Consider the following 20,200-nt stretch of genomic DNA (forward strand, 5'->3'; position numbering starts at 1 on the left):
GATGATCACTAGGGTGCTGTACATGACAGCAACCCTCTCGGATCCAGGGACCCCGGACTGTCGCGGCGCCGCGCGGTACCTGTGGTGGCTGATCGCCTGTCAGCGCCGCCGGATCGCCGCCGGTGCACTGCTCGGCAGCGCCTGGATGGCCGGTCTGACGCTGCCCCCCTACCTGCTGTCACGCGCCATCGACGACGGGCTGGAACCGGGGCGGGAGTCCGCGCTGGCCGGCTGGGTCGCGGCGTTGCTCGGTGCGGGCGTGCTGAACGCGTGGCTGGGCATCATGCGGCACCGCACGATGACCAGGGTCCGGCTGGACGCCGCCTTCCGTTCCGTACAGGTGGTGGTCAGGCAGGCGACCGAGCTGGGGGCGGCGCTGCCGCGCCGGGCCACGGCGGGAGAGGTGGTCACGATCGGCTTCGGTGACGTCGCCATGATCGCCAATACGCTGACCAGCACCGGACCCGGGGTCGGCGCCGTCCTCGCCTGTGTCGTCGTGGCCGCGCTGCTGCTGAGCGTTTCGCCACTGCTCGCCGCGGTGGTGCTGCTCGGTGTTCCGCTGCTCGCCGTACTGGTCGGCCCGTTGCTGGGACAGCTGCAGGGCGTCGAGGCGGCGTACCGGGAACAGCAGGGCGGGCTCGCCTCCCGGTTCGAGGACATCGCCGCGGGCCTGCGCGTACTGAACGGCATCGGCGGCAAGGAGGTGTACGCGCAGCGCTACAGGAGCGGCTCACGGGCCCTCCGGGCGGAGGGGTACCGCGTCGGCTCGGTGACCAGCTGGATCCAGGCGCTCGGCGTCGGCCTGCCCGCCCTGTTCCTGGGAGCCGTGACCTGGCTGGCGGCCCGGATGGCCGCTCAGGGAACCATCACGGTCGGCGAACTGGTCGCGGTCTACGGATACGCCGCGGTCCTCGTGGTGCCCGTCTCGTCCTTCATCGAGGGCGGCTACGACATCAGCCGTGGGCTGGTCGCTGCCCGCAGGGTCGTCCGGTTCCTGACCCTGGAGCCCGAATCCACCGGCGGGGAGGCGCTTTCGCGCGGGCCCCGGTCGCCGTCAACGCTCCGTGATCCGGAATCCGGTGTCGAGGTGGCCCCCGGAATCCTGACCGCGCTGGTCAGCGCACGGCCGTCGGACTCCGCGGCGGTGGTCGACCGTCTCGGCCGGTTCACCGGGTCGGCCGCGACCTGGGGCGCCACAGGCCTCGCCGAGATCGACCTGACGCAGGTGCGCCGACGGATCCTCGTCGCGGACAACGAGGCCGATCTGTTCGCCGGCCCGCTGCGTGACGTCATCCGCGGCCGCGGGAGCCCGGACGAGGAGACGATCTCCCGCGCCGTCCACGCGGCCATGGCACACGACATCGTCCGCGGACTGCCGGACGGACTCGACTCGCCCGTCGGCGCGCAGGGACGCAACCTCTCCGGAGGCCAGCGGCAGCGCGTCCGCCTGGTCCGGGCCCTGCTGGCCGATCCCGAGGTGCTCCTGGCGGTGGAACCGACATCGGCGGTCGACGCGCACACCGAGGCCGCCATGGCGGCGCGGCTGCGCGCCGCACGGTCCGGCCGCACCACGGTCGTCACCAGCACGTCACCGCTCCTGCTCGATCGGGCGGACACCGTGTACTACCTGGTCGACGGATCCGTCGCGGCCGTCGGAAGCCATCGTGAACTCCTGGACCGGGAACGCGGCTACCGCCTGCTGGTGTCGCGCGGCCTGGACGACGAGGACCGGGAACGCGGGGGCGAAGGAACCGTCCCGCCGAGCCGGGAGCCCGTCCGATGACCGCCGGGTCCTCACCCGCGTCCCGCGCCCTGCCCGTCGCCGAACCTGCGCGTATCCGCCGGGCGGCGCTCCGGCTGATCCGGCTGGACGGCCGCGCTTTCACCGCTGTGATCGGCCTCAACGCCCTGGCCGCCGGTGCCGGGCTCGTCGGCCCGTGGCTCCTCGGCCGTATCGTCGACGAGGTCAGGGGCGGGAGCACGGTGGCCTCGGTGGACCGCCTCGCGCTCACCGTCCTCGCCTTCGCGCTGGCACAGCTCCTCCTGGTCCGCTGGGCCGGCTGTCTGGGGCACCGCTTCGGCGAGCGGACCCTGGCGCGCATCCGGGAGCAGTTCGCGGACCGGGCTCTGTCCCTGCCTGCCGCGGCCGTCGAGCGGGCGGGCACGGGCGACCTCATGACCCGCGGCACCGCCGATGTCGCCTCGGTGGGCGCCACCCTCCGGGACGCCGGGCCGGAGGTTCTCATCGCCGGGGTCCAGGCGCTGTTCATCCTCGGGGCGGTGTTCGCACTCGACCCGCTGCTCGGTGCGTGCGGCGTGCTGGGACTGCTCGGCATCTGGTTCGCCGCCCGCTGGTATCTGCGCCGGGCGCTCACCGCGTACCTTGCCGAGGGAGCGGCCAACTCGGCTCTCGCCGAGCAACTGGCCGCGACCGCCGCCGGGGCCAGGACGGTCGAGGCCCTCGGACTGCAGGAGCGCCGCATCGCGGCGTGCCAGGAAGCGATCGACAGGTGCCGCAGCACCCGGACCCGGACGCTTTTCCTCCGCAGTGTCCTCTTCCCTGCCGTGGACGTCTCGTATGTCGTTCCGGTGGCGGGTGTCCTGCTGATCGGTGGTGTACTGCACGACCAGGGCTCGATGAGCCTGGGTGCGGTGGTCGCCTCGGCCCTGTATCTGAGGCAGCTTTCGCAGCCCCTGGACAGCATCCTGCAGCGGCTCGAGCAGATACAGAGCAGCAGCGCCTCCTTCGCCAGGGTCGAGGGCCTGGGAGCGGCCCCGCAGGCACCACCGGCCGGCTCCCCCGCACCGGACGGCGACCGGATCGAGGTGGCCGGTGTGCGCTACGCCTACGACGACGGGGGCGATGTCCTGCACGGTGTCGACCTGACGGTCCGGCCCGGCGAGCGGCTGGTGATCGTCGGGCCATCCGGCGCGGGCAAGACCACCCTGGGCAGACTGCTGGCAGGCATGGACACACCGCGCACCGGTTCGGTGACGGTGGGGCGGGTCCCGGTCGCCGGCCTGGACCCCGACCGGTTGCGCCGCCACGTCGTCCTCGTCACGCAGGAGCACCACGTCTTCCAGGGCACGGTCCGTGACAACCTGCAGATCGCCTCGGGTTCCGCCACGGACGGCGAACTGCGCTCGGCACTCGCCGCAGTCGGCGCCGAGTGGGCGGACGAGCTGCCCGACGGCCTGGACACCGATCTGGGCCACGCGGGGCACCGGCCGGACGGCGCCCGGGCACAGCAGCTCGCCCTGGCGCGCGTGGTGCTGGCCGACCCGCACACGCTGATACTCGACGAGGCCACCGCGCTCCTGGACCCGAGGACCGCCCGGCACACGGAACGGGCACTGGCCGCCGTCCTCGACGGCCGGACCGTCATAGCCATCGCGCACCGCCTGCAGACGGCCCACGACGCGGACCGGGTGGCCGTGATGGAGGACGGCCGGATCACCGAACTCGGCACCCACGACGCTCTCGTGGCGGCCGACGGCGCCTATGCCGCGCTCTGGCGCTCCTGGCACGGTGAGCGGCCGCCCTCCACCTGAGCGGGGGCGCTCCTGCCGGAGCGCCCCCGCTGTCAGCCGCGTCCCCGCGCCGGGGCCCGTCCGCCGCCCCGGCCCGAGGCGACCTCGTCAGCGTCGGCGGCGGTGGCGGGGGCGGTGTGTGAGCCGGCCGCGGCCACCGTCACCGAGGGGGTGGGCGCCCCGCCCGGCCGGCGCAGCAGTACGGCGGCGACGAGGGCGGCGAGCAGCGTGAGCGCCGCGGCGACGATCAGGCACAGGCGCATGCCGTCCAGGAAGGCATCGCCCACGGCGCCCAGGACCGGACCGGTCGCAGCACCCGGATCCATCGCGGCGACCGCGCCGAGCCCTCCCTCGCGGGCGGCGTCCACCATGCTCTGCCGGGCCGCTCCCGTGATTCCGGCGTCGGCGAGACGGGCGGGGAAGGTGTCGAGGGCCCGGGCGGTGAGGAGCGCGCCCAGGACGGCCGGGCCGAGCGCGCCGCCGATCTGCCGGAAGGCGTTGTTGCCGGCTGCGGCCATACCCGCCAGGTGGTGGGGCACGGAGGCGACGGCGGTGGCGGTCATGGGCGTCAGGACGCCGCCGATCCCGAGGCCCAGGAGGGCCAGCCGCCATGCGACGGAGACGAAGGACGTGTCCGCGTCGAGCGTGGTCATGGAGAGCAGCGCGGTGGTGACGACGAGCAGCCCGGTGGTGATCAGGATGCGTGCGGGGAACCGGTGCATGAGGCGTCCGACGGGACCGCCGACGACGATCGCGGCCGCGGTGACCATGAGGAGGCGCCAGGCCGCCGCCAGGGTGTCGAGCTGCTGCACCAGGCCGAAGTAGAGGCTCAGCAGGAAGAAGAAGCCGATGAGCGCCAGGAAGGTGATCATCGCGACGAGGGTGGTGGCCGTGAAGGCCGGGCTGCGGAACAGCGTCAGGTCCAGCATCGGGCTGTCGCTGCGCCGCTCGGCCACGACGAACGCGACCGCGCCGGCCGCGGCGACGACCAGCGCCACCAGGACCGGGGTGTCGGTGAAGGAACCGGCACCGCCCTCGATCACGCCGTACACCAGCGCGGTGATGGCCACCGCGGCGGTGATCTGGCCCGGCCAGTCGAGCCGCCGGCCGTGCGGGGCACGCGAGTCGGTCAGCAGCCGCGAGGCGAAGGCCATCGCGAGCAGCGAGACGGGAATGACCAGGAGGTAGATCCACCGCCAGGCAACGTGCTGCAGGACGGCCCCGGCGATCAGCGGGCCGACGGCCAGCGCCATGAGGAGCGAGGTGGCCCACATGCCGATGAACTTGCCGCGCTCGCGGTGGTCGGGAACGGCGTGGCTGATCAGGGCCAGCGTCGTGGGCAGCAGCGCGGCCGCGCCCAGTCCGGCGAGGGCCTGACCGATCCACAGCACCTGGATCGACTGTGCGGCCAGCGCGACGGCCGCACCGGCGGCGGAGAGCAGCAGGCCCGCCTGGAACACCTTCTTGCGCCCGTGGACATCGCCGACCACACCAGCGGTCAGGATGAACGCGGCCATGGGAAGAACGAACGCGTCCTGGACCCATGCCAGTTGGGCCGTCGACGCGCCCAGCGCCGCTTGGATGGCCGGCAGGCTCACAGCGACCGTGGTCACCGGCAAGTAGGCGACGAATACGCCCAGGCAGGCCATGGCGAGCGTGGCCGCCCGCCGGTCGGGCCGGCCGCTCGCCGAAGGTGTGACGTTCAAGGAAGCACTCCTTTACGGCGCGACGCGCCGCGATTGATGTCCAGCGGGCGTTCGTCGAACGCGTTCCGTCCGACGTACCGCCGGTGCCCCGGCCGCCACGAAGCCCGGACGATGCCGTGCGCCCGGGTGCGACGAGGAGCGGGTGGGACGTCGGGCCCACGATGCGAACGACCCGGGCCCCAGCATCGGCGAAACCAGGCAGAACCAACGAAGCAGCCCCGCACATCCGGAGAAAACCTCCGCCCACCTCGGGCCTCGTGACAGACTTCCGCCGTGACCGACGATGTCGACATGAAAATCCTCCGCGCGCTCAAACTCGCGCCGCGTGCCCCGTTCCGGCTCATCGGCGACGTGATCGGGGTGTCGGAGCAGACGGCGGCCCGCCGCTACCAAGCCCTGCGCCGCAGCGGCGCGATGCGGGTCGTGGGCCTGGTCGATCCCGCCGTCCACGGCGAGGCGCAGTGGGTGGCCCGTATCCGCTGCCGCCCCGACCGGGCCGCACCCCTCGCCGACGCTCTCGCCCGGCGCCCCGACATCGCCTACGTCGGCATCGCCTCGGGCGGCTCGGAGATCATCTGCGTCATCCGGTCACCCCTCCATGCCCCGCGCGAGGACATGCTGCTCCAGCAGCTGCCCAGGTCCGCGGCCGTCCTCGACCTGAGCATCGACCTGCTCCTCCACCCCTTCGGCGTCCCCGGTACGTCCGGCTGGACCGGCTACGGCGGGCGTCTCACCGCCGAGCAGGAGCAGCGGCTGGCCGGCAGCCCTCCCCCTGCCCCGGCCGGCGCTCTCCTCCCCCTCACCGCCGAGGACGGCCCGCTGCTCGACGCCCTCGCCGAGGACGGCCGCGCCTCGCACACCCGACTTGCCGAGGTCACCGGCCAGTCCAAGGGCCGCGTGGCCCGCCGGCTGGAGTCACTGGAGACGTCCGGCACCCTCTCGTACGACATCGACCTGTTGCCGGAACTCCTCGGCTACCACCTCAACGCCACGCTCTGGCTCCGCGTCGCTCCCGCCCACCTGGAACGCACCGGCCACGAGATCGCCGGCCACGACGAGGTCGCGTTCACCGGCGCCACGAGTGGTGAACACAACGTGATGGCCATCGTCATCTGCCGTGACGCCGAGGAGTTCTACCGCTATCTGACCACCCGCCTCGCCACCACCCCCGGCGTCGACACCTATGGAGTCAGCATCCGGACGCGCCGCCTCAAGCAGGCCGCCTCCCTCATCTCCCACGGTCGCCTGGTCCCTCCCGCAGCCGTCTAGGGTCTTACGTCCGGATCAGGCCTGATCAGGCCTGATCCGGCCTGGTCCTCGGGGTCCGGCCTGATCCGGACGAAGGCCCAGGCCGTGTCCGCAAGAACGAAAGGCGCCCCGGGCGGAGAGAAATCCGCCCGGGGCGCCTTCGTGCCGGAGACCGGTCCGGCCCGGAACGCGTCAGATGAAGTTCATGGCGGCAGCCCCGCCCACTCCCCCGAGCACCATGAAGACCGGCATCAGCACCTTCAGCTCCACCCAGCTGCCGGCCCTGAACCGCATGGCCTTCGGCGGGCCGATCGGGTACCAGCGCTTGCGGCCGACCGGGATCGGCCACAGGATCGGGCAGCCCGAGACGGTCAGCGCGTCGCCGATGTCGTGGACGAGGGCGCCGAGCACGATGGGCAGGCCGAGCCAGAGGTATTCCTGGCCGGGGGCGTTGAAGAGCCAGTCCGAGCCGTTGCCCGGCTTGTCCAGGACGCCGGCGAGAATCCACGCGCTGGTCGCGCCGAGCAGCCACACCAGGACGTCGCTGGACATCCGGGCGGCCCGCCAGAGCAGCCCCTCGACGGCGAGCACCAGGTGGACGAAGAGGATCGCCAGCACCGCCCACCGGCCGCCGGTGATCGCCGCGGCAGAGGCGCCCCCTCCTATCAGGACCGCCCACAGCCAGGTGTGGGTCAGGGTCCGGTGGCCGCCGTTGCGGTTCGAGTCGCCCCGCATCTTCGTGGCCTTGTAGACGGCGTGCGAGAGCTTGTCGACGATCTCGCAGAGTCCGCGGGACACCGGCCCGAAGGCGCGCGAGATGGTCGCCGACTTGTGGTCGAGGTCCGGGGCGAGCGCGGCGCCCGCGGTGATCAGCGCCCCGACGACCAGGACGGGCCACGGCATTGTGTGGCCCGCGGCAGCCGCGGCCGCGCCCACCCCCAGCCAGGCCGCTGCCCCTGACAGAGAGTGTGCCGGTCCCATCATGGCTGTTTCCGCCCCCGTAGGTGTCGTGAGGTGCGACAGGTATCGCCTGTGCACGCGTTCCGGCCATCATCGTTGTGGTGCGGCCGAGTTGAAGGGGCAGCGTATCGTCCGTGATCTTCGTACCGTCGTCCGGTTCCCTCATCGGGGTGGAAGACAGGCAAGATGGGGGCGTGACCCTTATCGATCAGCTGCCCCCGACCGACGACCCCGACGCCCTCTTCGAGGCATTCTCGTCATGGACCGAGACGCAGGGGATCACCCTCTATCCCGCTCAGGAGGAGGCGCTGATCGAGGTGGTCTCCGGAGCCAACGTGATCCTTTCCACCCCCACCGGGTCCGGAAAGAGCCTGGTCGCGGCCGGTGCGCACTTCACCGCGCTGGCCCAGGACAAGGTCACCTTCTACACCGCTCCGATCAAGGCCCTGGTCTCGGAGAAGTTCTTCGACCTGTGCAAGCTGTTCGGTACGGAGAACGTCGGCATGCTCACCGGCGACGCCTCGGTCAACGCCGACGCCCCCGTGATCTGCTGCACCGCCGAGGTGCTCGCGTCCATCGCGCTGCGTGACGGGAAGTACGCGGACATCGGCCAGGTCGTCATGGACGAGTTCCACTTCTACGCGGAGCAGGACCGCGGCTGGGCGTGGCAGATCCCGATCCTGGAACTCCCGCAGGCCCAGTTCGTCCTGATGTCGGCCACGCTCGGTGACGTCCGGATGTTCGAGGAGGACCTGACCCGCCGCACCGGCCGCCCCACCTCCGTGGTGCGCTCGGCGACGCGTCCGGTCCCGCTGAGCTACGAGTACCGGCTGACGCCGATCACCGAGACGATCACCGAGCTCCTGGACACCCGCCAGTCGCCGGTCTACATCGTGCACTTCACCCAGGCCGCGGCCGTCGAACGGGCGCAGTCGCTGATGAGCATCAACATGTGCACCAAGGAGGAGAAGGAGAAGATCGCCGATCTCATCGGCAACTTCCGCTTCACCACCAAGTTCGGTCAGAACCTCTCGCGTTACGTACGCCACGGCATCGGCGTGCACCACGCGGGCATGCTCCCGAAGTACCGCCGACTGGTCGAGAAGCTCGCGCAGGCGGGGCTCCTGAAGGTCATCTGCGGCACGGACACGCTCGGTGTCGGGGTCAACGTCCCGATCCGCACGGTGCTGTTCACCGCCCTCACCAAGTACGACGGCACGCGGGTGCGGACACTGCGGGCACGTGAGTTCCACCAGATCGCCGGCCGGGCCGGGCGGGCCGGTTTCGACACGGCGGGCTTCGTCGTCGCGCAGGCCCCCGAGCACGTCGTCGAGAACGAGAAGGCGGTCAAGAAGGCCGGCGACGACCCCAAGAAGAAGCGCAAGGTGGTCCGCAAGAAGGCTCCCGAGGGCTTCGTCGCCTGGTCGGAGACCACCTTCGACAAGCTGATCCAGTCCGATCCCGAGCCGCTGACCTCCCGCTTCCGGGTCACGCACACCATGCTGCTGTCCGTCATCGCGCGTCCCGGCAACGCCTTCGAGGCGATGCGGCACCTGCTGGAGGACAACCACGAACCGCGCAGGGCGCAGCTGCGGCACATCCGCCGGGCGATCGCGATCTACCGCTCGCTGCTGGACGGCGGCGTCGTGGAACAGCTGGACAAGCCCGACGCCGAGGGCCGCATCGTGCGGCTCACCGTCGATCTGCAGCAGGACTTCGCGCTGAACCAGCCGCTGTCCACGTTCGCGCTCGCCGCCTTCGAGCTGCTGGACGCCGACTCGCCCTCGTACGCGCTGGACATGGTCTCGGTGGTGGAGTCGACGCTCGACGACCCGCGGCAGATCCTCGCCGCGCAGCAGAACAAGGCGCGCGGTGAGGCGGTCGGGCAGATGAAGGCCGACGGCATCGAGTACGAGGAGCGGATGGAGCTCCTCCAGGAGGTCACGTACCCGAAGCCGCTGAGCGAGCTGTTGTGGCACGCGTACGACGTCTACCGCCAGAGCCACCCTTGGGTGGGTGACCATCCGGTATCGCCGAAGTCGGTGATCCGCGACATGTACGAACGCGCGATGACGTTCACCGAGTTCACGTCGAACTACGAGCTGGCCCGTACCGAGGGCATCGTGCTGCGGTATCTCGCGAGCGCGTACAAGGCGTTGGAACACACCATCCCGGACGACATCAAGTCCGAGGACCTGGAGGATCTCATCGCCTGGCTCGGCGAGATGGTCCGTCAGGTCGACTCCAGCCTCCTCGACGAGTGGGAGCAGCTCGCCAATCCAGAGGTGGAGACGGCCGAGCAGGCGCAGGAACGGGCCGACGAGGTCAAGCCGGTCACGGCCAACGCCCGCGCCTTCCGCGTACTGGTGCGCAACGCGATGTTCCGCCGGGTCGAGCTGGCCGCGCTGGACCGGGTACGCGACCTCGGGGAGCTGGACGGCGACGCGGGCTGGGACGAGGACGCGTGGGGCGAGGCCATGGACGCGTACTGGGACGAGTACGAGGAGCTGGGCACCGGTCCGGACGCCCGCGGGCCGAAGCTGCTGAAGATCGACGAGGACGCGGAGCACGGGCTGTGGCGGGTCCGGCAGGCATTCGCCGATCCGAACGGCGACCACGACTGGGGCATCAGTGCCGAGGTCGATCTGGCCGCGTCCGACGAGGAGGGCCGGGCGGTCGTCCGGGTCACCTCCGTGGGCCAGTTGTGAGCGCGCCCGTACCGGTGGCGCCGCTGCGAGAGTGGAGAAGAACCGCATGACGAACCCCGCCGATCGTCTGGTCGACCTGCTCGACCTGGAGCGGATCGAGGTCAACATCTTCCGCGGCCGCAGTCCCGACGAGTCCCTCCAGCGGGTCTTCGGCGGGCAGGTGGCCGGACAGGCGCTGGTCGCGGCGGGCCGCACCACCGACGGGGACCGGCCGGTGCATTCGCTGCACGCCTACTTCCTGCGGCCGGGCCGTCCCGGGGTGCCGATCGTCTACGAGGTCGAACGGGTCAGGGACGGCCGGTCCTTCACCACCCGCCGGGTGACGGCCGTCCAGCAGGGCCGGACCATCTTCAACCTGACGGCGTCCTTCCACCGTCCGGAGGAGGCCGGCTTCGAGCACCAGCTGCCGCCGGCCCGTGTGGTGCCCGATCCGGAGGAGCTGCCGACGGTCGCCGAAGAGGTGAGCGAGCACCTGGGCGGTCTGCCGGAGGCGCTGGAGCGGATGGCGCGGCGCCAGCCGTTCGACATCCGCTACGTCGACCGGCTGCGCTGGACGCAGGAGGAGATCAAGGACGCGGACCCGCGCAGCGCGGTGTGGATGCGCGCGGTCGGCCCGCTCGGCGACGACCCGCTGGTGCACACCTGTGCGCTGACGTACGCGAGCGACATGACGCTGCTGGACGCGGTGCGCATCCCGGTGGAGCCGCTGTGGGGGCCGCGCGGCTTCGACATGGCGTCGCTGGACCATGCCATGTGGTTTCACAGGCCGTTCCGGGCCGACGAGTGGTTCCTGTACGACCAGGAGTCACCGGTGGCGACCGGCGGGCGGGGTCTGGCGCGCGGCAGGATCTACGACCGCGCGGGCAATCTGCTGGTGTCGGTGGTGCAGGAGGGGCTGTTCCGGCGGCTTGGCGAGCAGCCCTCCTGACGGCTCAGGTGCCCGGCAGCGGGTCCTGGTCGACCTCGTGACGGCGGGTGCGGATGTCGGGCGGCGCCGGGTGCAGTCTGGCGTCGCAGGTGGGGCCGAGGCCGGTGCGGCGTGAGGCCGTGCCGGTGAGCGGGCGGCCGCACATGCGGCAGCGCACCGGGCGGCGGCCCGTCGCCGCGGCGGTGCCGGGCAGCGGATCGGTGCCGGGGACGGATTCTGAGGACTCCACCCGTCGATCTTCGCAGGTGCCCGTCTACGCTTCGACTTCCCGACCGCGCACAACGGAGGAGTCGCACGTGCTCAGCGCCCTGAAAGTGATGGCCCTGCCCAAGGACGGGAAAGCCGGGGGCGCGCCCCTGCCGGGGGTGGCCGAGGGCTTTCACCACGTCGTCGTCGACACGTCCGCGGGCCCGTTCCACGTGGTCGCGTATCTGGAGCGCGAACTGCCGCAGGGCGGGATACCCGCGTATCTCGCGGCGCGGAAGACGGGTGCCCGTTCCTTTGTGCTGTGGGACAGCCCGGAGCGTCGTTCGCGGCTGGCCACACTCATCACCACGTCGGCGGGCGAGGGCGTGTCGGTCTATCAGGTGTGGGGCGGGCAGGGCGAGCTCGTCGGCACCCTCGTGCGGGAGAAGGCGCTGTCCGGCAAGGGGATTCGGACCCGGTGGACGGTCGGCCAGACCGGCTGCCCGGAGGCGGTCGGATTCAAGGGCCGGATCTTCTGGTGGTACGTGTGGTGGCTGCTGTTTCCCGTGCAGGTGGCCATCGCCGTGGGCAGCCTGCTGAGCGGCAGCGGCGATGTGGCACGCGGACCACGGCGCGTCATCTGGCGTGCGGGCCATGAGGTCCCGATGGAGTTCCGGTCCGACGAGGACGAGGTCCAGGTGCACGCGCAGTGGGTCGACCGGCGGCTCGCGGCCTCGATGTCGGCGCTGATCCGGACGTTCGACAGCTGGATGGGCACACCCTGGGACGACAGGAAGTGATCCGTGCGCCCGTCCCGTGACGCACTGCGTTAGGCCGTCGGGGGGACACCGGGGTGCCGGGACGGCCGTCGGAGCGAGCCCTCGCCCCCTTTGCCGTGCGCCGCCACGGAAGGTGGTCGCACGCGGTGCTCCGCGGGTCGCGACCGCTGCCCCGGCGCTCGCGCCGGAGGAGGCACGGTGATGACGGCGGATCAGGTGTTCGTGGGCATCGGACTGATCGTGGTGCTCGCGGTCGGTTCGCAACTGCTGGCGAGCCTGCTGCGCGTCCCGGCGCTGCTCGTCCTGCTGCCGGTCGGTTTCGCCGCAGGGGCGCTGAGCGACGACGTCGATCCCCAGAAACTGCTGGGCGGATCCTTCTCCCCGCTGGTGTCGCTCGCGGTGGCCGTGATCCTCTACGACGCCGGCCTGGGCCTGGAGCTCAGGAGGCTGAAGGGCCACACGCGCCGCGTCGTGGTCCGGCTGCTCTGGCTGGGGACGCTGCTGACCGTGGTGTCCGCCGCGCTGTTCGCCGTGCCGGTCCTGGACATGTCGATGCGGGCGGCGGTGATGCTCGCGGCCATCCTGGTCGTGTCCGGGCCGACCGTCGTCGGGCCGCTTCTCAACTTCGTCCGGCCCACCGAGCGGCTGCAGCGCATCCTCATCTGGGAGGGATCGCTGATCGACCCGGTCGGAGGCATCCTGGGGGCGCTCGTCTTCCACGCGGTCCTCGCGGGCGACCGGCCGGGGTTCGGCAGTCAGCTGGCCGAGTTCTCGGTCAGCACGGCAGTGGGTGTGGCGGGTGGTGCGGTCGGCGCCGGCGTGCTGTGGCTGCTGCTCCGGCGGGTGCTGATGAGCGAGGAGCTGGCCACCTCGGTGCAGTTGGCCGCCGTGATCGGCGTGGCGGCCGGCTGCGACGCACTGCGGGACGACACGGGCCTGATCTCCGCGGTGGTCATGGGGATGGCCATGGCCAATCTGCCGGGCCTGGACCTCCCCGCGCGACGGCCCTTCTTCGACACCCTGGTCTCGCTGATCATCGGGCTGCTGTTCATCTCCATCTCGGCCACGGTCACACCGGCGTCCCTGCGGCACGTGGTGCTGCCGTCGCTCGCGCTGGTCGCCCTGCTCGTGCTGGTGACCAGACCGCTGGTGGCCCAGCTCGCCACCCTCCGGACCGATGTACCGCGCGGGGAACGGTGGTTCATCGGATGGATGGCACCGCGCGGCATCGTCGCGGCGGCCACGGCCTCCACGTTCTCGGCCGAACTGGTCGACCACCGCATCACCGGCGCCGAGCGCATCCTCCCGGCGACGTTCGTCGTGATCGTCGCCACGGTGATGCTGTACGGCCTGACGGCGTTCCCGGTCGCCCGGCGGCTGGGGGTGCTGCGTCCTGCACGGTCCAGGCCGCTGCTCGTCGGCGGCGCGCCCTGGGCGGTCGACCTGGCGTGCGCGCTGCGCGCGGCAGGGCTGGATGTCCTGATGTGGGCCGGGGCCGGCCGTGACCGTACGCGGATCGAGGAGGCCGGACTGAAGCTGGCGCCCGGCGAACTGCTCGCTGCCGCCACCGGGTCGGGTGCGGAACTCGAGGGAATCACAGGCGTGTTGCTGCTCACCGACGAGGACGACTTCAACGCGCTCGCGTCGGTGACGCTCCGCGAGAGCGTCGAGGGGCCCGTCCACCGTCTCCGGCCGCCCTCCGCGAGTCACGGGGTCGTGGCTCCGTACACCGGTGGTGAATCGCTCTTCGATGCCGGGCTCACCGGACCCGAGCTGGCCCGCAGGTACGAGGCCGGGGCTCGGGTGGTGACGCGGACCTCCGCCGGGCCGGTCCCGGCCGGTCATGAGCTGCTGTTCGTGGTGCGTCCGGACGGCCGGCTCGTCCCGGTCACCGACGCGCGGACACAGGCCCCGGAGACGGGTGACACCCTCGTCCTCCTGGGCCCGCCCGCCGGTGCTCCTGCGGTCTGAACGCCGGGCGCGCCACCAGGGCGCCGGCCCGGTTCAGTCGCGCTGCCGGTCCAGGGCCTCGTCGAGCGTGCGCGCCGCGGTAATGAGCGAGAGATGGGTGAACGCCTGCGGGAAGTTGCCCAGTTGCTCTCCGCTGAGGCCGATCTCCTCCGCGAAGAGACCGACATGGTTGGCGTAGGTGAGCATCTTCTCGAAGGTGTACCGGGCCAGGCGCAGTCGTCCGGCGCGGGCCAGTGCGTCGACGTAGAGGAAGGTGCAGAGACTGAACGTGCCCTCCGAGCCGCGCAGTCCGTCCGACGAGGCGGCCGGATCGTAGCGGTAGACCAGGCTGTCGGAGACGAGGGTGCGGTCCATGGCGTCCAGGGTGGACAACCAGCTGGGGTCCTTGGGCGCCAGGAACCCGACCCGGGGCATCAGCAGGAGCGAGGCGTCGAGCACGGCGCTCCCGTACTGCTGGACGTAGGCCCCGTCCGGCTCGCTCCAGCCGTGCTCCATCACCTGCTCCAGGATCTCGTCCCTGGCCCGGGTCCACCGGACCGTGTCGGCCGGCCTGCTGAACTCCGCGGCCAGCCGCAGGCCCCGGTCGAAGGCGGCCCAGCACATCACGCGGCTGTAGGTGAAGTCCTTGCGGCCACCACGGGTCTCCCAGATCCCCTCGTCCGGCCGGTCCCAGGAGTCGGCGAGCCAGTCCAGGGTGCGGGCCACGAGCTTCCAGCCCCGGTAGCCCGCCTGGATGCCGACCTCACGTCCTTCGGACAGTGCGTAGAGGGCCTCGCCGTAGATGTCGAGCTGGAGCTGACCTGCCGCGGCGTTGCCGAGCCGTACCGGCGCCGAGCCCCGGTAGCCCGAGAGGTGGCCGAGCACCTGCTCGGTCAGCAGGGGCTCTCCGTCGACGTGGTACATGATCTGGAGGGCTTCGCCGTCGGCGTGCTCCCGGTCCCGCAGCCGGTCGCCGAGCCAGTGGGTGAAGGCTGTCGCCTCCTCGACGAACCCCAGGTCGAGCAGGGCCCGCACGGACAGGGAGCCGTCCCTGACCCAGGTGTACCGGTAGTCCCAGTTCCGTTCGCCGCCGACCCGTTCGGGCAGTCCCATCGTCGCGGCGGCGACCGGCGCGCCCGTGGGTGCGTAGGTGAGGAGTTTGAGGGTGATGGCGGAGCGGTTCACCATGCCGGGCCACCGGCCGCGGTACGTGGAGGTCCGCAACCACGCCTGCCAGAAGTCGACGACGGACCACAGTTCGGCGGTGACCGCCTCGACGGTCGGGGGCGGCGGGGCCGGTCCGCCTGGGGCGCAGACGGTGAAGACGGCCACGGCCGTCTCGCCGGCTCGCAGGGTCAACTCACCGCGTACGTCCTGGCCCTCGCGCCCAAGAGGGAAGCTCGTCCGAAGGTGCCCGGTGCCTTCCGGTGCGCGGAACACGGCCGCGTCCGGCTGCAGTTCGAGCTCGTGCGGGGCGCGTCCGTAGTCGAAGCGGGGTCGGCACTCCAGGGTGAAGCGGACGCTCCCGCGGACGACGCGCACGGCCCGCATCAGGGTGTGCCGGTCGGTCGCCACCGGGGTGCGCGAGGGAACCATCCAGTCGAGTACCTCGCCGACCCCGTCCGGTGACATGAACCGGGTGACCAGCACGGCGGTGTCGGGGTAGTAGAGCTGCTTGCAGGTGTGGCCGGGGCCGTCCGGCGACAGTCTGAAGAAGCCGCCGCGGTCGTGGTCGAGCAGGGCGGCGAAGACGCTGGGCGAATCGAACCTCGGCGCGGCCAGCCAGTCGACCACGCCCTGCCCGGAGATCAGTGCGACGGTCTGCAGATCACCCACGAGGCCGTGATCCGCTATGGGCGGGTACCGGTCCATGTGCATCCAATCTCAGGCACGCCCGTGCACATTCCACTATCCGCCGAACCGGGCGTCCCCGCCCGGCCGGCCCGGCTGCTGGTGCCGGAATCGCAGGAACCGGCGATGATCGGAGGGAGCCGGGCAGCGTCGTCCCTTCCTGCCCGCGCAGCGGTCAGGAGGATCCCGATGCCGCACGACATCAGGCCGGTACCGTACGGCGGTGAGTTCCCCACGCCCGATGAGCGGGCGGCGCGGGGCAAGGCGGCCCGCCGAGCGGTGCCGCGGTCGAGCCACGCGGTGTTCGAGCCGGGCCCCGGCCGGCCGGATCCGCTGGACATCCTGGAGGGCCAGTCGGCGGCCAGGGTGCCCGAGCTCGTCCCGATCCGCTATGGGCGCATGACGGAGTCCCCGTTCCGCTTCTACCGGGGCGCGGCCGCGATCATGGCCGCCGATCTGGCCACCACGCCGGTCTCCGGGATCAGGGCTCAGCTGTGCGGGGACGCGCACCTGCTGAACTTCCGGCTGCTGGCCTCACCGGAGCGGCAGTTGCTCTTCGACATCAACGACTTCGACGAGACCCTGCCGGGCCCCTGGGAGTGGGACGTCAAACGGCTGGCGGCCAGCCTGGTCATCGCGGGCCGGGCGAACGGCTTCAGCGACCGGGAGCGCGCCGCCGTCGTGCTGGCCGCGGTCCGGTCGTACCGGGAGTGGATGATCCGGTTCGCGGGCATGCGCCATCTCGACGTCTGGTACGCGCGGACGGACGCCGACCGGCTGCGTACCGTGGCGACGGAGCAGCTGAGGAAGCGTGGCCGCAAGGGGGTGGCCCGCGCCATGGCCAAGGCCCGTACCAGGGACAGTCTGCAGGCGTTCGACAAGCTCACCGAAGTGGTCGACGGACGGCGCCGGATCGCCGCGGACCCGCCCCTGCTCGTCCCGGTCGCCGATCTGATGCCCGACGTGGAGCGCACTGCGTTCGAGGAGCAGTTCCGCCGGCTGATCGACGAATACGGCCGGACTCTGGCGTCCGACCGGCGCACCCTCCTTTCCGGGTTCCGGCTCGTCGACGTGGCCCGCAAGGTGGTCGGTGTGGGCAGCGTCGGCACCAGGTGCTGGATCATCCTCCTGCTCGGGCGGGACAGCGGGGACCCGCTCTTCCTGCAGGCCAAGGAGGCGGACACCTCGGTGCTCGCTCCGTACGCGGGCGCGAGCCGGCACCGGAACCAGGGCAGCCGGGTGGTCGCCGGACAGCGGCTGATGCAGGCGGCGAGCGACATCTTCCTGGGCTGGGAGCGGGTGGACGGGTTCGACGGCCGGCCCCGGGACTTCTACATCCGGCAGTTGCGCGACTGGAAGGGCATCGTCCAGCCGGAGCTGATGGTCCCGCGCGGCCTCGGCGTCTTCGGAGAGGTCTGCGGCGCCACACTGGCCCGGGCCCACGCCCGGTCGGGGGACCGGATCGCGATCGCGGCGTACCTGGGCCGCGGTGAGGTGTTCGACCGGGCGCTCCAGCAGTTCGCGGAGTCGTACGCCGACCGGAACGAGCGGGACCACCAGGCTCTGGTCGACGCCGTACGGTCCGGCCGGCTGCCCTCGGCCGACCCGGCGGCCGAAGGGACGTGACCCCGGCCGCGACCGGCCGGCACTGTTCGCGCCGCACCCGTACCGCGCGGACATATCACCCGAGTCACCACATCGTGGTATCACCTTGGGGATGCCTTGAGGACAGGGCGTCCCCAGGGGATTCGCGATGCCGAGGAGACACCGAGCATGACGGCCGAGCCAGCCGGAACGCCCGCCGCCCAGCCACCTGATCCCGTCGCCCTGATCCGCACCCGCGGCTACGCGGTCATGCTCGTGATGGTGGCGATCCTCGGGGTTCCGATCTCGGCGGCGGCCTTCGGCTTCCTCGCCCTGGTGTCCGAACTCCAGTCACTCACGTACGACGATCTGCCCGACGCCCTGGGTTTCGCCTCCACGCCCTCGTGGTGGCCGGTGCCGCTGCTCGGCGTGGCGGGGCTGCTGACGGGGCTGGCCGTCCGGTACCTCCCGGGAGGCGGCGGGCACAAGCCGGCGGAGGGGCTGGTGAGCACCGGGCCTCCCTCGGCGGCGCACCTGCCCGGCATCGCTCTCGCGGCGCTCGCCTCCCTCGGTCTCGGCGCGGTGCTCGGCCCGGAGGCGCCGCTCATCGCGCTCGGCGGCGGCCTGGCCGTGTGGGCGGTGCGGCTGATCAAGCCGGACATCGCTCCGGGGGCGGTCGCCGTGGTGGGGGCCGCGGGCAGCTTCGCCGCGGTCAGCGCACTGCTGGGTTCACCGCTTCTCGGCGCGTTCCTGCTGATGGAGGCCTCGGGGCTGGCCGGGATGATGCTCGGGGTGGCGCTGGTTCCCGGACTCCTGGCGGCCGGGATCGGCGCGCTCATCTTCACGGGACTCGGCTCGTGGACGGGCCTGGGGACGTACTCACTGACGCTGCACGAGGTGCCGCACGCCGACAACCCCACCGTCGCCGAATTCGGGTGGGCCGTCGCACTCGGACTGGGTGCCGCACTCGTGGGCGCGGGTATCCACCGGCTGGCGCTGTTCCTTCAGCCGAGGGTGGAGCGGCGGAGGGTGGTGGCCACCGCGGTAATGGGCCTCGCCGTCGGGGTACTCGCCCTTGTGTACGCCGAGAGCACCGGAAAGTCCGCGTCGCAGGTGCTGTACTCGGGCGAGCACGCGCTGGACCCGCTGCTCTCCGACAGCGCCCAGTACTCGGCGGGCGCCCTGGTGGTGCTCATCGTCTGCAAGTCGCTGGCCTACTCGGCGTCCTTGAGCGCGTTCCGGGGCGGCCCGGTCTTCCCGGCGATGTTCGTCGGTGCGGCGGGCGGCCTCGCGCTCTCCCACCTTCCCGGGCTGAACCCGGCATCCGGATTTGCCATGGGCATCGGGGCGATGTGCGTGGCCATGCTGAAACTCCCGATGACGGCGGTGCTGCTGGCGACCCTGCTGCTGGGTTCCCAGGGACTCACCGTCATGCCGCTCGTGATCGTCTCGGTGGTCGTCTCCTACGTCGTCACGCTGCGGATCACTCCCCCGCCGGCCGCGTTCGCGACGGAGCCGCCCACACGGTGAGCGGCCCCTTCCGCCCCGGGAGGCACGGCTGCCCCGTCAGACGGTCTCACTCTTGTGCGGCCCCGCGCAGAGCGCCCAGATGATGAAGACGTCGATGGCGATGAGCACGATGGACCACAACGGATAGTGCGGCAGCCACAGGAAGTTGGCGAGTGCACCGAGTCCGGCGAGGACCACACCCACCACACGCGCCCACACGGCCCCGGTGAACAGGGCGCAGCCGCAGAGCACGATGACGATGCCGAGAATGAGGTGGATCCAGCCCCAGCCGGTCAGGTTGAACTGGAACACGTAGTTGCGCGTGGCGACGAAGACGTCGTCCTTGGCGATGGCGGCGACTCCCTGAAGGATCGCCATGGCCCCGCCGAAGATCATCAGGACTGCGGCGAAGACCGTCCACCCCGTCTGGAACGGATGACGGGAGCTCGGGGCGGTGTCGCGCGCGGCTCGTGGTTCGTTACTGGTACTGGCCATGCCGGTCGGCCTCCTCGGGTAGCGGAATCACCCGGCGGGACCGAGATGCCCGACCGGGCGAACCCCCTGTCCCAGCGTGACACGACGGCACCTGACCGGCAGAACGAAGAAGGGCCCTCCGCGTACCCGCCGCAGGCCGCACCACCGAACGTCTCGGAATAGAGATATCCTCTCCGATGTGAGAGATGCAGGCGTGGAAGAAGCCGGATCCGTAGAGGCCGGACTGGCGGCGCGGCTCGGTGAACTGCGCGTCGAGCGCGGCTGGTCGCTGGACGAGCTGGCCCGGCGCAGCGGGTTGAGCCGCTCGACGCTCTCCAGGCTCGAACGAGGTGAGCTGAGCCCCACCGCCGCCCAGCTCGGCCGGCTGTGCACCGTCCACGAGCGGACCATGTCCCGGCTGCTGCTGGAGGTGGAGGCCCAGCCACCGCAGCTGGTACCCGCCGGGCGCCAGACGGTCTGGCGGGACGAGGAGTCGGGATTCGTGCGCAGGTCCGTCTCGCCTCCGCATGCCGGTCTGCGCGCGGAGGTCATCGAGGGCATCCTCGACGCGGGTGCCGTGATCGCGTACGAGAATCCGCCCGTCCCCGGCCTGGAGCAGCACATCTGGGTCCTGGAGGGGACGGTCGAGATCACCGTCGACGCCACCGTGCACACGGTGGGCCCGGGCGACTGCCTGCGCTTCCGGCTGCGCGGCCCCTCTCGCTTCCACTGTCCGGGCCCGGAACGGGTCCGCTACGCACTGATGATCGTCGCACCGTGAAAGGA

Annotated in this window: 15 protein-coding genes; 10 read left to right on the forward strand and 5 right to left on the reverse strand. The window is 71.6% G+C overall.

Translation table 11 applies throughout. The annotated features are described in order from the left end of the window. Positions 1-22: 22 nt before the first annotated feature. Complete coding sequence (locus tag ABT025_RS28030) at positions 23-1,783, forward strand: ABC transporter transmembrane domain-containing protein (RefSeq protein ID WP_351000161.1); 1,761 nt, start codon at positions 23-25, stop codon at positions 1,781-1,783. Continuing rightward, entirely contained in the window at positions 1,780-3,552 is a 1,773-nt protein-coding gene (locus ABT025_RS28035; RefSeq protein ID WP_351000164.1) for an ABC transporter ATP-binding protein, read from the forward strand. Before ABT025_RS28030 ends, ABT025_RS28035 begins: the two co-directional genes overlap by 4 nt. 32 nt (positions 3,553-3,584) lie before the next feature. Here ABT025_RS28035 and ABT025_RS28040 read toward each other — a convergent pair whose 3' ends face one another. After that, entirely contained in the window at positions 3,585-5,237 is a 1,653-nt protein-coding gene (locus ABT025_RS28040) for an MFS transporter (protein WP_502972042.1), read from the reverse strand. A 273-nt stretch (positions 5,238-5,510) separates the two neighbouring features. Between ABT025_RS28040 and ABT025_RS28045 the strand changes: the two genes are divergently transcribed. After that, positions 5,511-6,506, forward strand: a complete 996-nt coding sequence (locus ABT025_RS28045) for an Lrp/AsnC family transcriptional regulator (protein WP_351000166.1) — start codon at positions 5,511-5,513, stop codon at positions 6,504-6,506. Between the two features lie 171 nt (positions 6,507-6,677). Here ABT025_RS28045 and ABT025_RS28050 read toward each other — a convergent pair whose 3' ends face one another. Then, positions 6,678-7,469: a metal-dependent hydrolase gene (locus ABT025_RS28050; protein WP_351000169.1), complete on the reverse strand. Its 792-nt coding sequence runs from the start codon at positions 7,467-7,469 to the stop codon at positions 6,678-6,680. Between the two features lie 170 nt (positions 7,470-7,639). Here ABT025_RS28050 and ABT025_RS28055 point away from each other — a divergent pair, with 170 nt between their 5' ends. Together ABT025_RS28055 and ABT025_RS28060 are read left to right on the forward strand one after the other, a co-directional pair. Continuing rightward, a complete protein-coding gene (locus tag ABT025_RS28055; protein ID WP_351000172.1) occupies positions 7,640-10,153 on the forward strand; it encodes a DEAD/DEAH box helicase in 2,514 nt (837 codons plus the stop codon). A gap of 46 nt (positions 10,154-10,199) precedes the next feature. After that, positions 10,200-11,081, forward strand: a complete 882-nt coding sequence (locus ABT025_RS28060; RefSeq protein ID WP_351000175.1) for an acyl-CoA thioesterase — start codon at positions 10,200-10,202, stop codon at positions 11,079-11,081. Positions 11,082-11,085: 4 nt separating this feature from the next. Here ABT025_RS28060 and ABT025_RS28065 read toward each other — a convergent pair whose 3' ends face one another. Beyond that, positions 11,086-11,310, reverse strand: a complete 225-nt coding sequence (locus ABT025_RS28065) for a DUF6011 domain-containing protein (protein ID WP_351000178.1) — start codon at positions 11,308-11,310, stop codon at positions 11,086-11,088. A gap of 67 nt (positions 11,311-11,377) precedes the next feature. Here ABT025_RS28065 and ABT025_RS28070 point away from each other — a divergent pair, with 67 nt between their 5' ends. Beyond that, positions 11,378-12,067 (forward strand): hypothetical protein, encoded by a 690-nt coding sequence (locus ABT025_RS28070; protein ID WP_351000181.1) that lies wholly within the window; start codon positions 11,378-11,380, stop codon positions 12,065-12,067. Between the two features lie 180 nt (positions 12,068-12,247). Beyond that, positions 12,248-14,017, forward strand: a complete 1,770-nt coding sequence (locus ABT025_RS28075; protein WP_351000185.1) for a cation:proton antiporter — start codon at positions 12,248-12,250, stop codon at positions 14,015-14,017. A 33-nt stretch (positions 14,018-14,050) separates the two neighbouring features. Here the strand turns inward: ABT025_RS28075 and ABT025_RS28080 are convergent, their stop codons facing one another. Then, positions 14,051-15,868, reverse strand: a complete 1,818-nt coding sequence (locus ABT025_RS28080) for a glycoside hydrolase family 15 protein (RefSeq protein ID WP_351000188.1) — start codon at positions 15,866-15,868, stop codon at positions 14,051-14,053. A 168-nt stretch (positions 15,869-16,036) separates the two neighbouring features. On the opposite strand from ABT025_RS28080, the gene ABT025_RS28085 reads away from it, so the two are divergent. Both ABT025_RS28085 and ABT025_RS28090 read left to right on the forward strand, forming a co-directional pair. Continuing rightward, positions 16,037-17,473 (forward strand): DUF2252 domain-containing protein, encoded by a 1,437-nt coding sequence (locus ABT025_RS28085; protein ID WP_351000191.1) that lies wholly within the window; start codon positions 16,037-16,039, stop codon positions 17,471-17,473. A 147-nt stretch (positions 17,474-17,620) separates the two neighbouring features. Further along, the gene (locus tag ABT025_RS28090) at positions 17,621-18,961 is read left to right on the forward strand and encodes a chloride channel protein (protein WP_351000194.1); all 1,341 of its coding nucleotides are present in this window, start codon (positions 17,621-17,623) and stop codon (positions 18,959-18,961) included. A 36-nt stretch (positions 18,962-18,997) separates the two neighbouring features. Here ABT025_RS28090 and ABT025_RS28095 read toward each other — a convergent pair whose 3' ends face one another. Continuing rightward, complete coding sequence (locus ABT025_RS28095; protein ID WP_351000197.1) at positions 18,998-19,435, reverse strand: DUF7144 family membrane protein; 438 nt, start codon at positions 19,433-19,435, stop codon at positions 18,998-19,000. A gap of 178 nt (positions 19,436-19,613) precedes the next feature. Between ABT025_RS28095 and ABT025_RS28100 the strand changes: the two genes are divergently transcribed. Next, entirely contained in the window at positions 19,614-20,195 is a 582-nt protein-coding gene (locus ABT025_RS28100) for a helix-turn-helix domain-containing protein (RefSeq protein WP_351000199.1), read from the forward strand. The last annotated feature ends 5 nt before the right edge of the window (positions 20,196-20,200 follow it).

Source organism: Streptomyces sp. NPDC002809, from assembly GCF_040295435.1.
Classification (GTDB): domain Bacteria; phylum Actinomycetota; class Actinomycetes; order Streptomycetales; family Streptomycetaceae; genus Streptomyces.

Bases quoted from the DNA above. Each gene is read 5' to 3' on its own strand.
- ABT025_RS28030 (WP_351000161.1), top strand. From the start codon at position 23: ATGACAGCAACCCTCTCGGATCCAGGGACCCCGGACTGTCGCGGCGCC.
- ABT025_RS28035 (WP_351000164.1), top strand. From the start codon at position 1,780: ATGACCGCCGGGTCCTCACCCGCGTCCCGCGCCCTGCCCGTCGCCGAA.
- ABT025_RS28050 (WP_351000169.1), bottom strand. From the start codon at position 7,469: ATGATGGGACCGGCACACTCTCTGTCAGGGGCAGCGGCCTGGCTGGGG.
- ABT025_RS28060 (WP_351000175.1), top strand. From the start codon at position 10,200: ATGACGAACCCCGCCGATCGTCTGGTCGACCTGCTCGACCTGGAGCGG.
- ABT025_RS28075 (WP_351000185.1), top strand. From the start codon at position 12,248: ATGACGGCGGATCAGGTGTTCGTGGGCATCGGACTGATCGTGGTGCTC.
- ABT025_RS28080 (WP_351000188.1), bottom strand. From the start codon at position 15,868: ATGGACCGGTACCCGCCCATAGCGGATCACGGCCTCGTGGGTGATCTG.
- ABT025_RS28085 (WP_351000191.1), top strand. From the start codon at position 16,037: ATGCCGCACGACATCAGGCCGGTACCGTACGGCGGTGAGTTCCCCACG.
- ABT025_RS28090 (WP_351000194.1), top strand. From the start codon at position 17,621: ATGACGGCCGAGCCAGCCGGAACGCCCGCCGCCCAGCCACCTGATCCC.
- ABT025_RS28095 (WP_351000197.1), bottom strand. From the start codon at position 19,435: ATGGCCAGTACCAGTAACGAACCACGAGCCGCGCGCGACACCGCCCCG.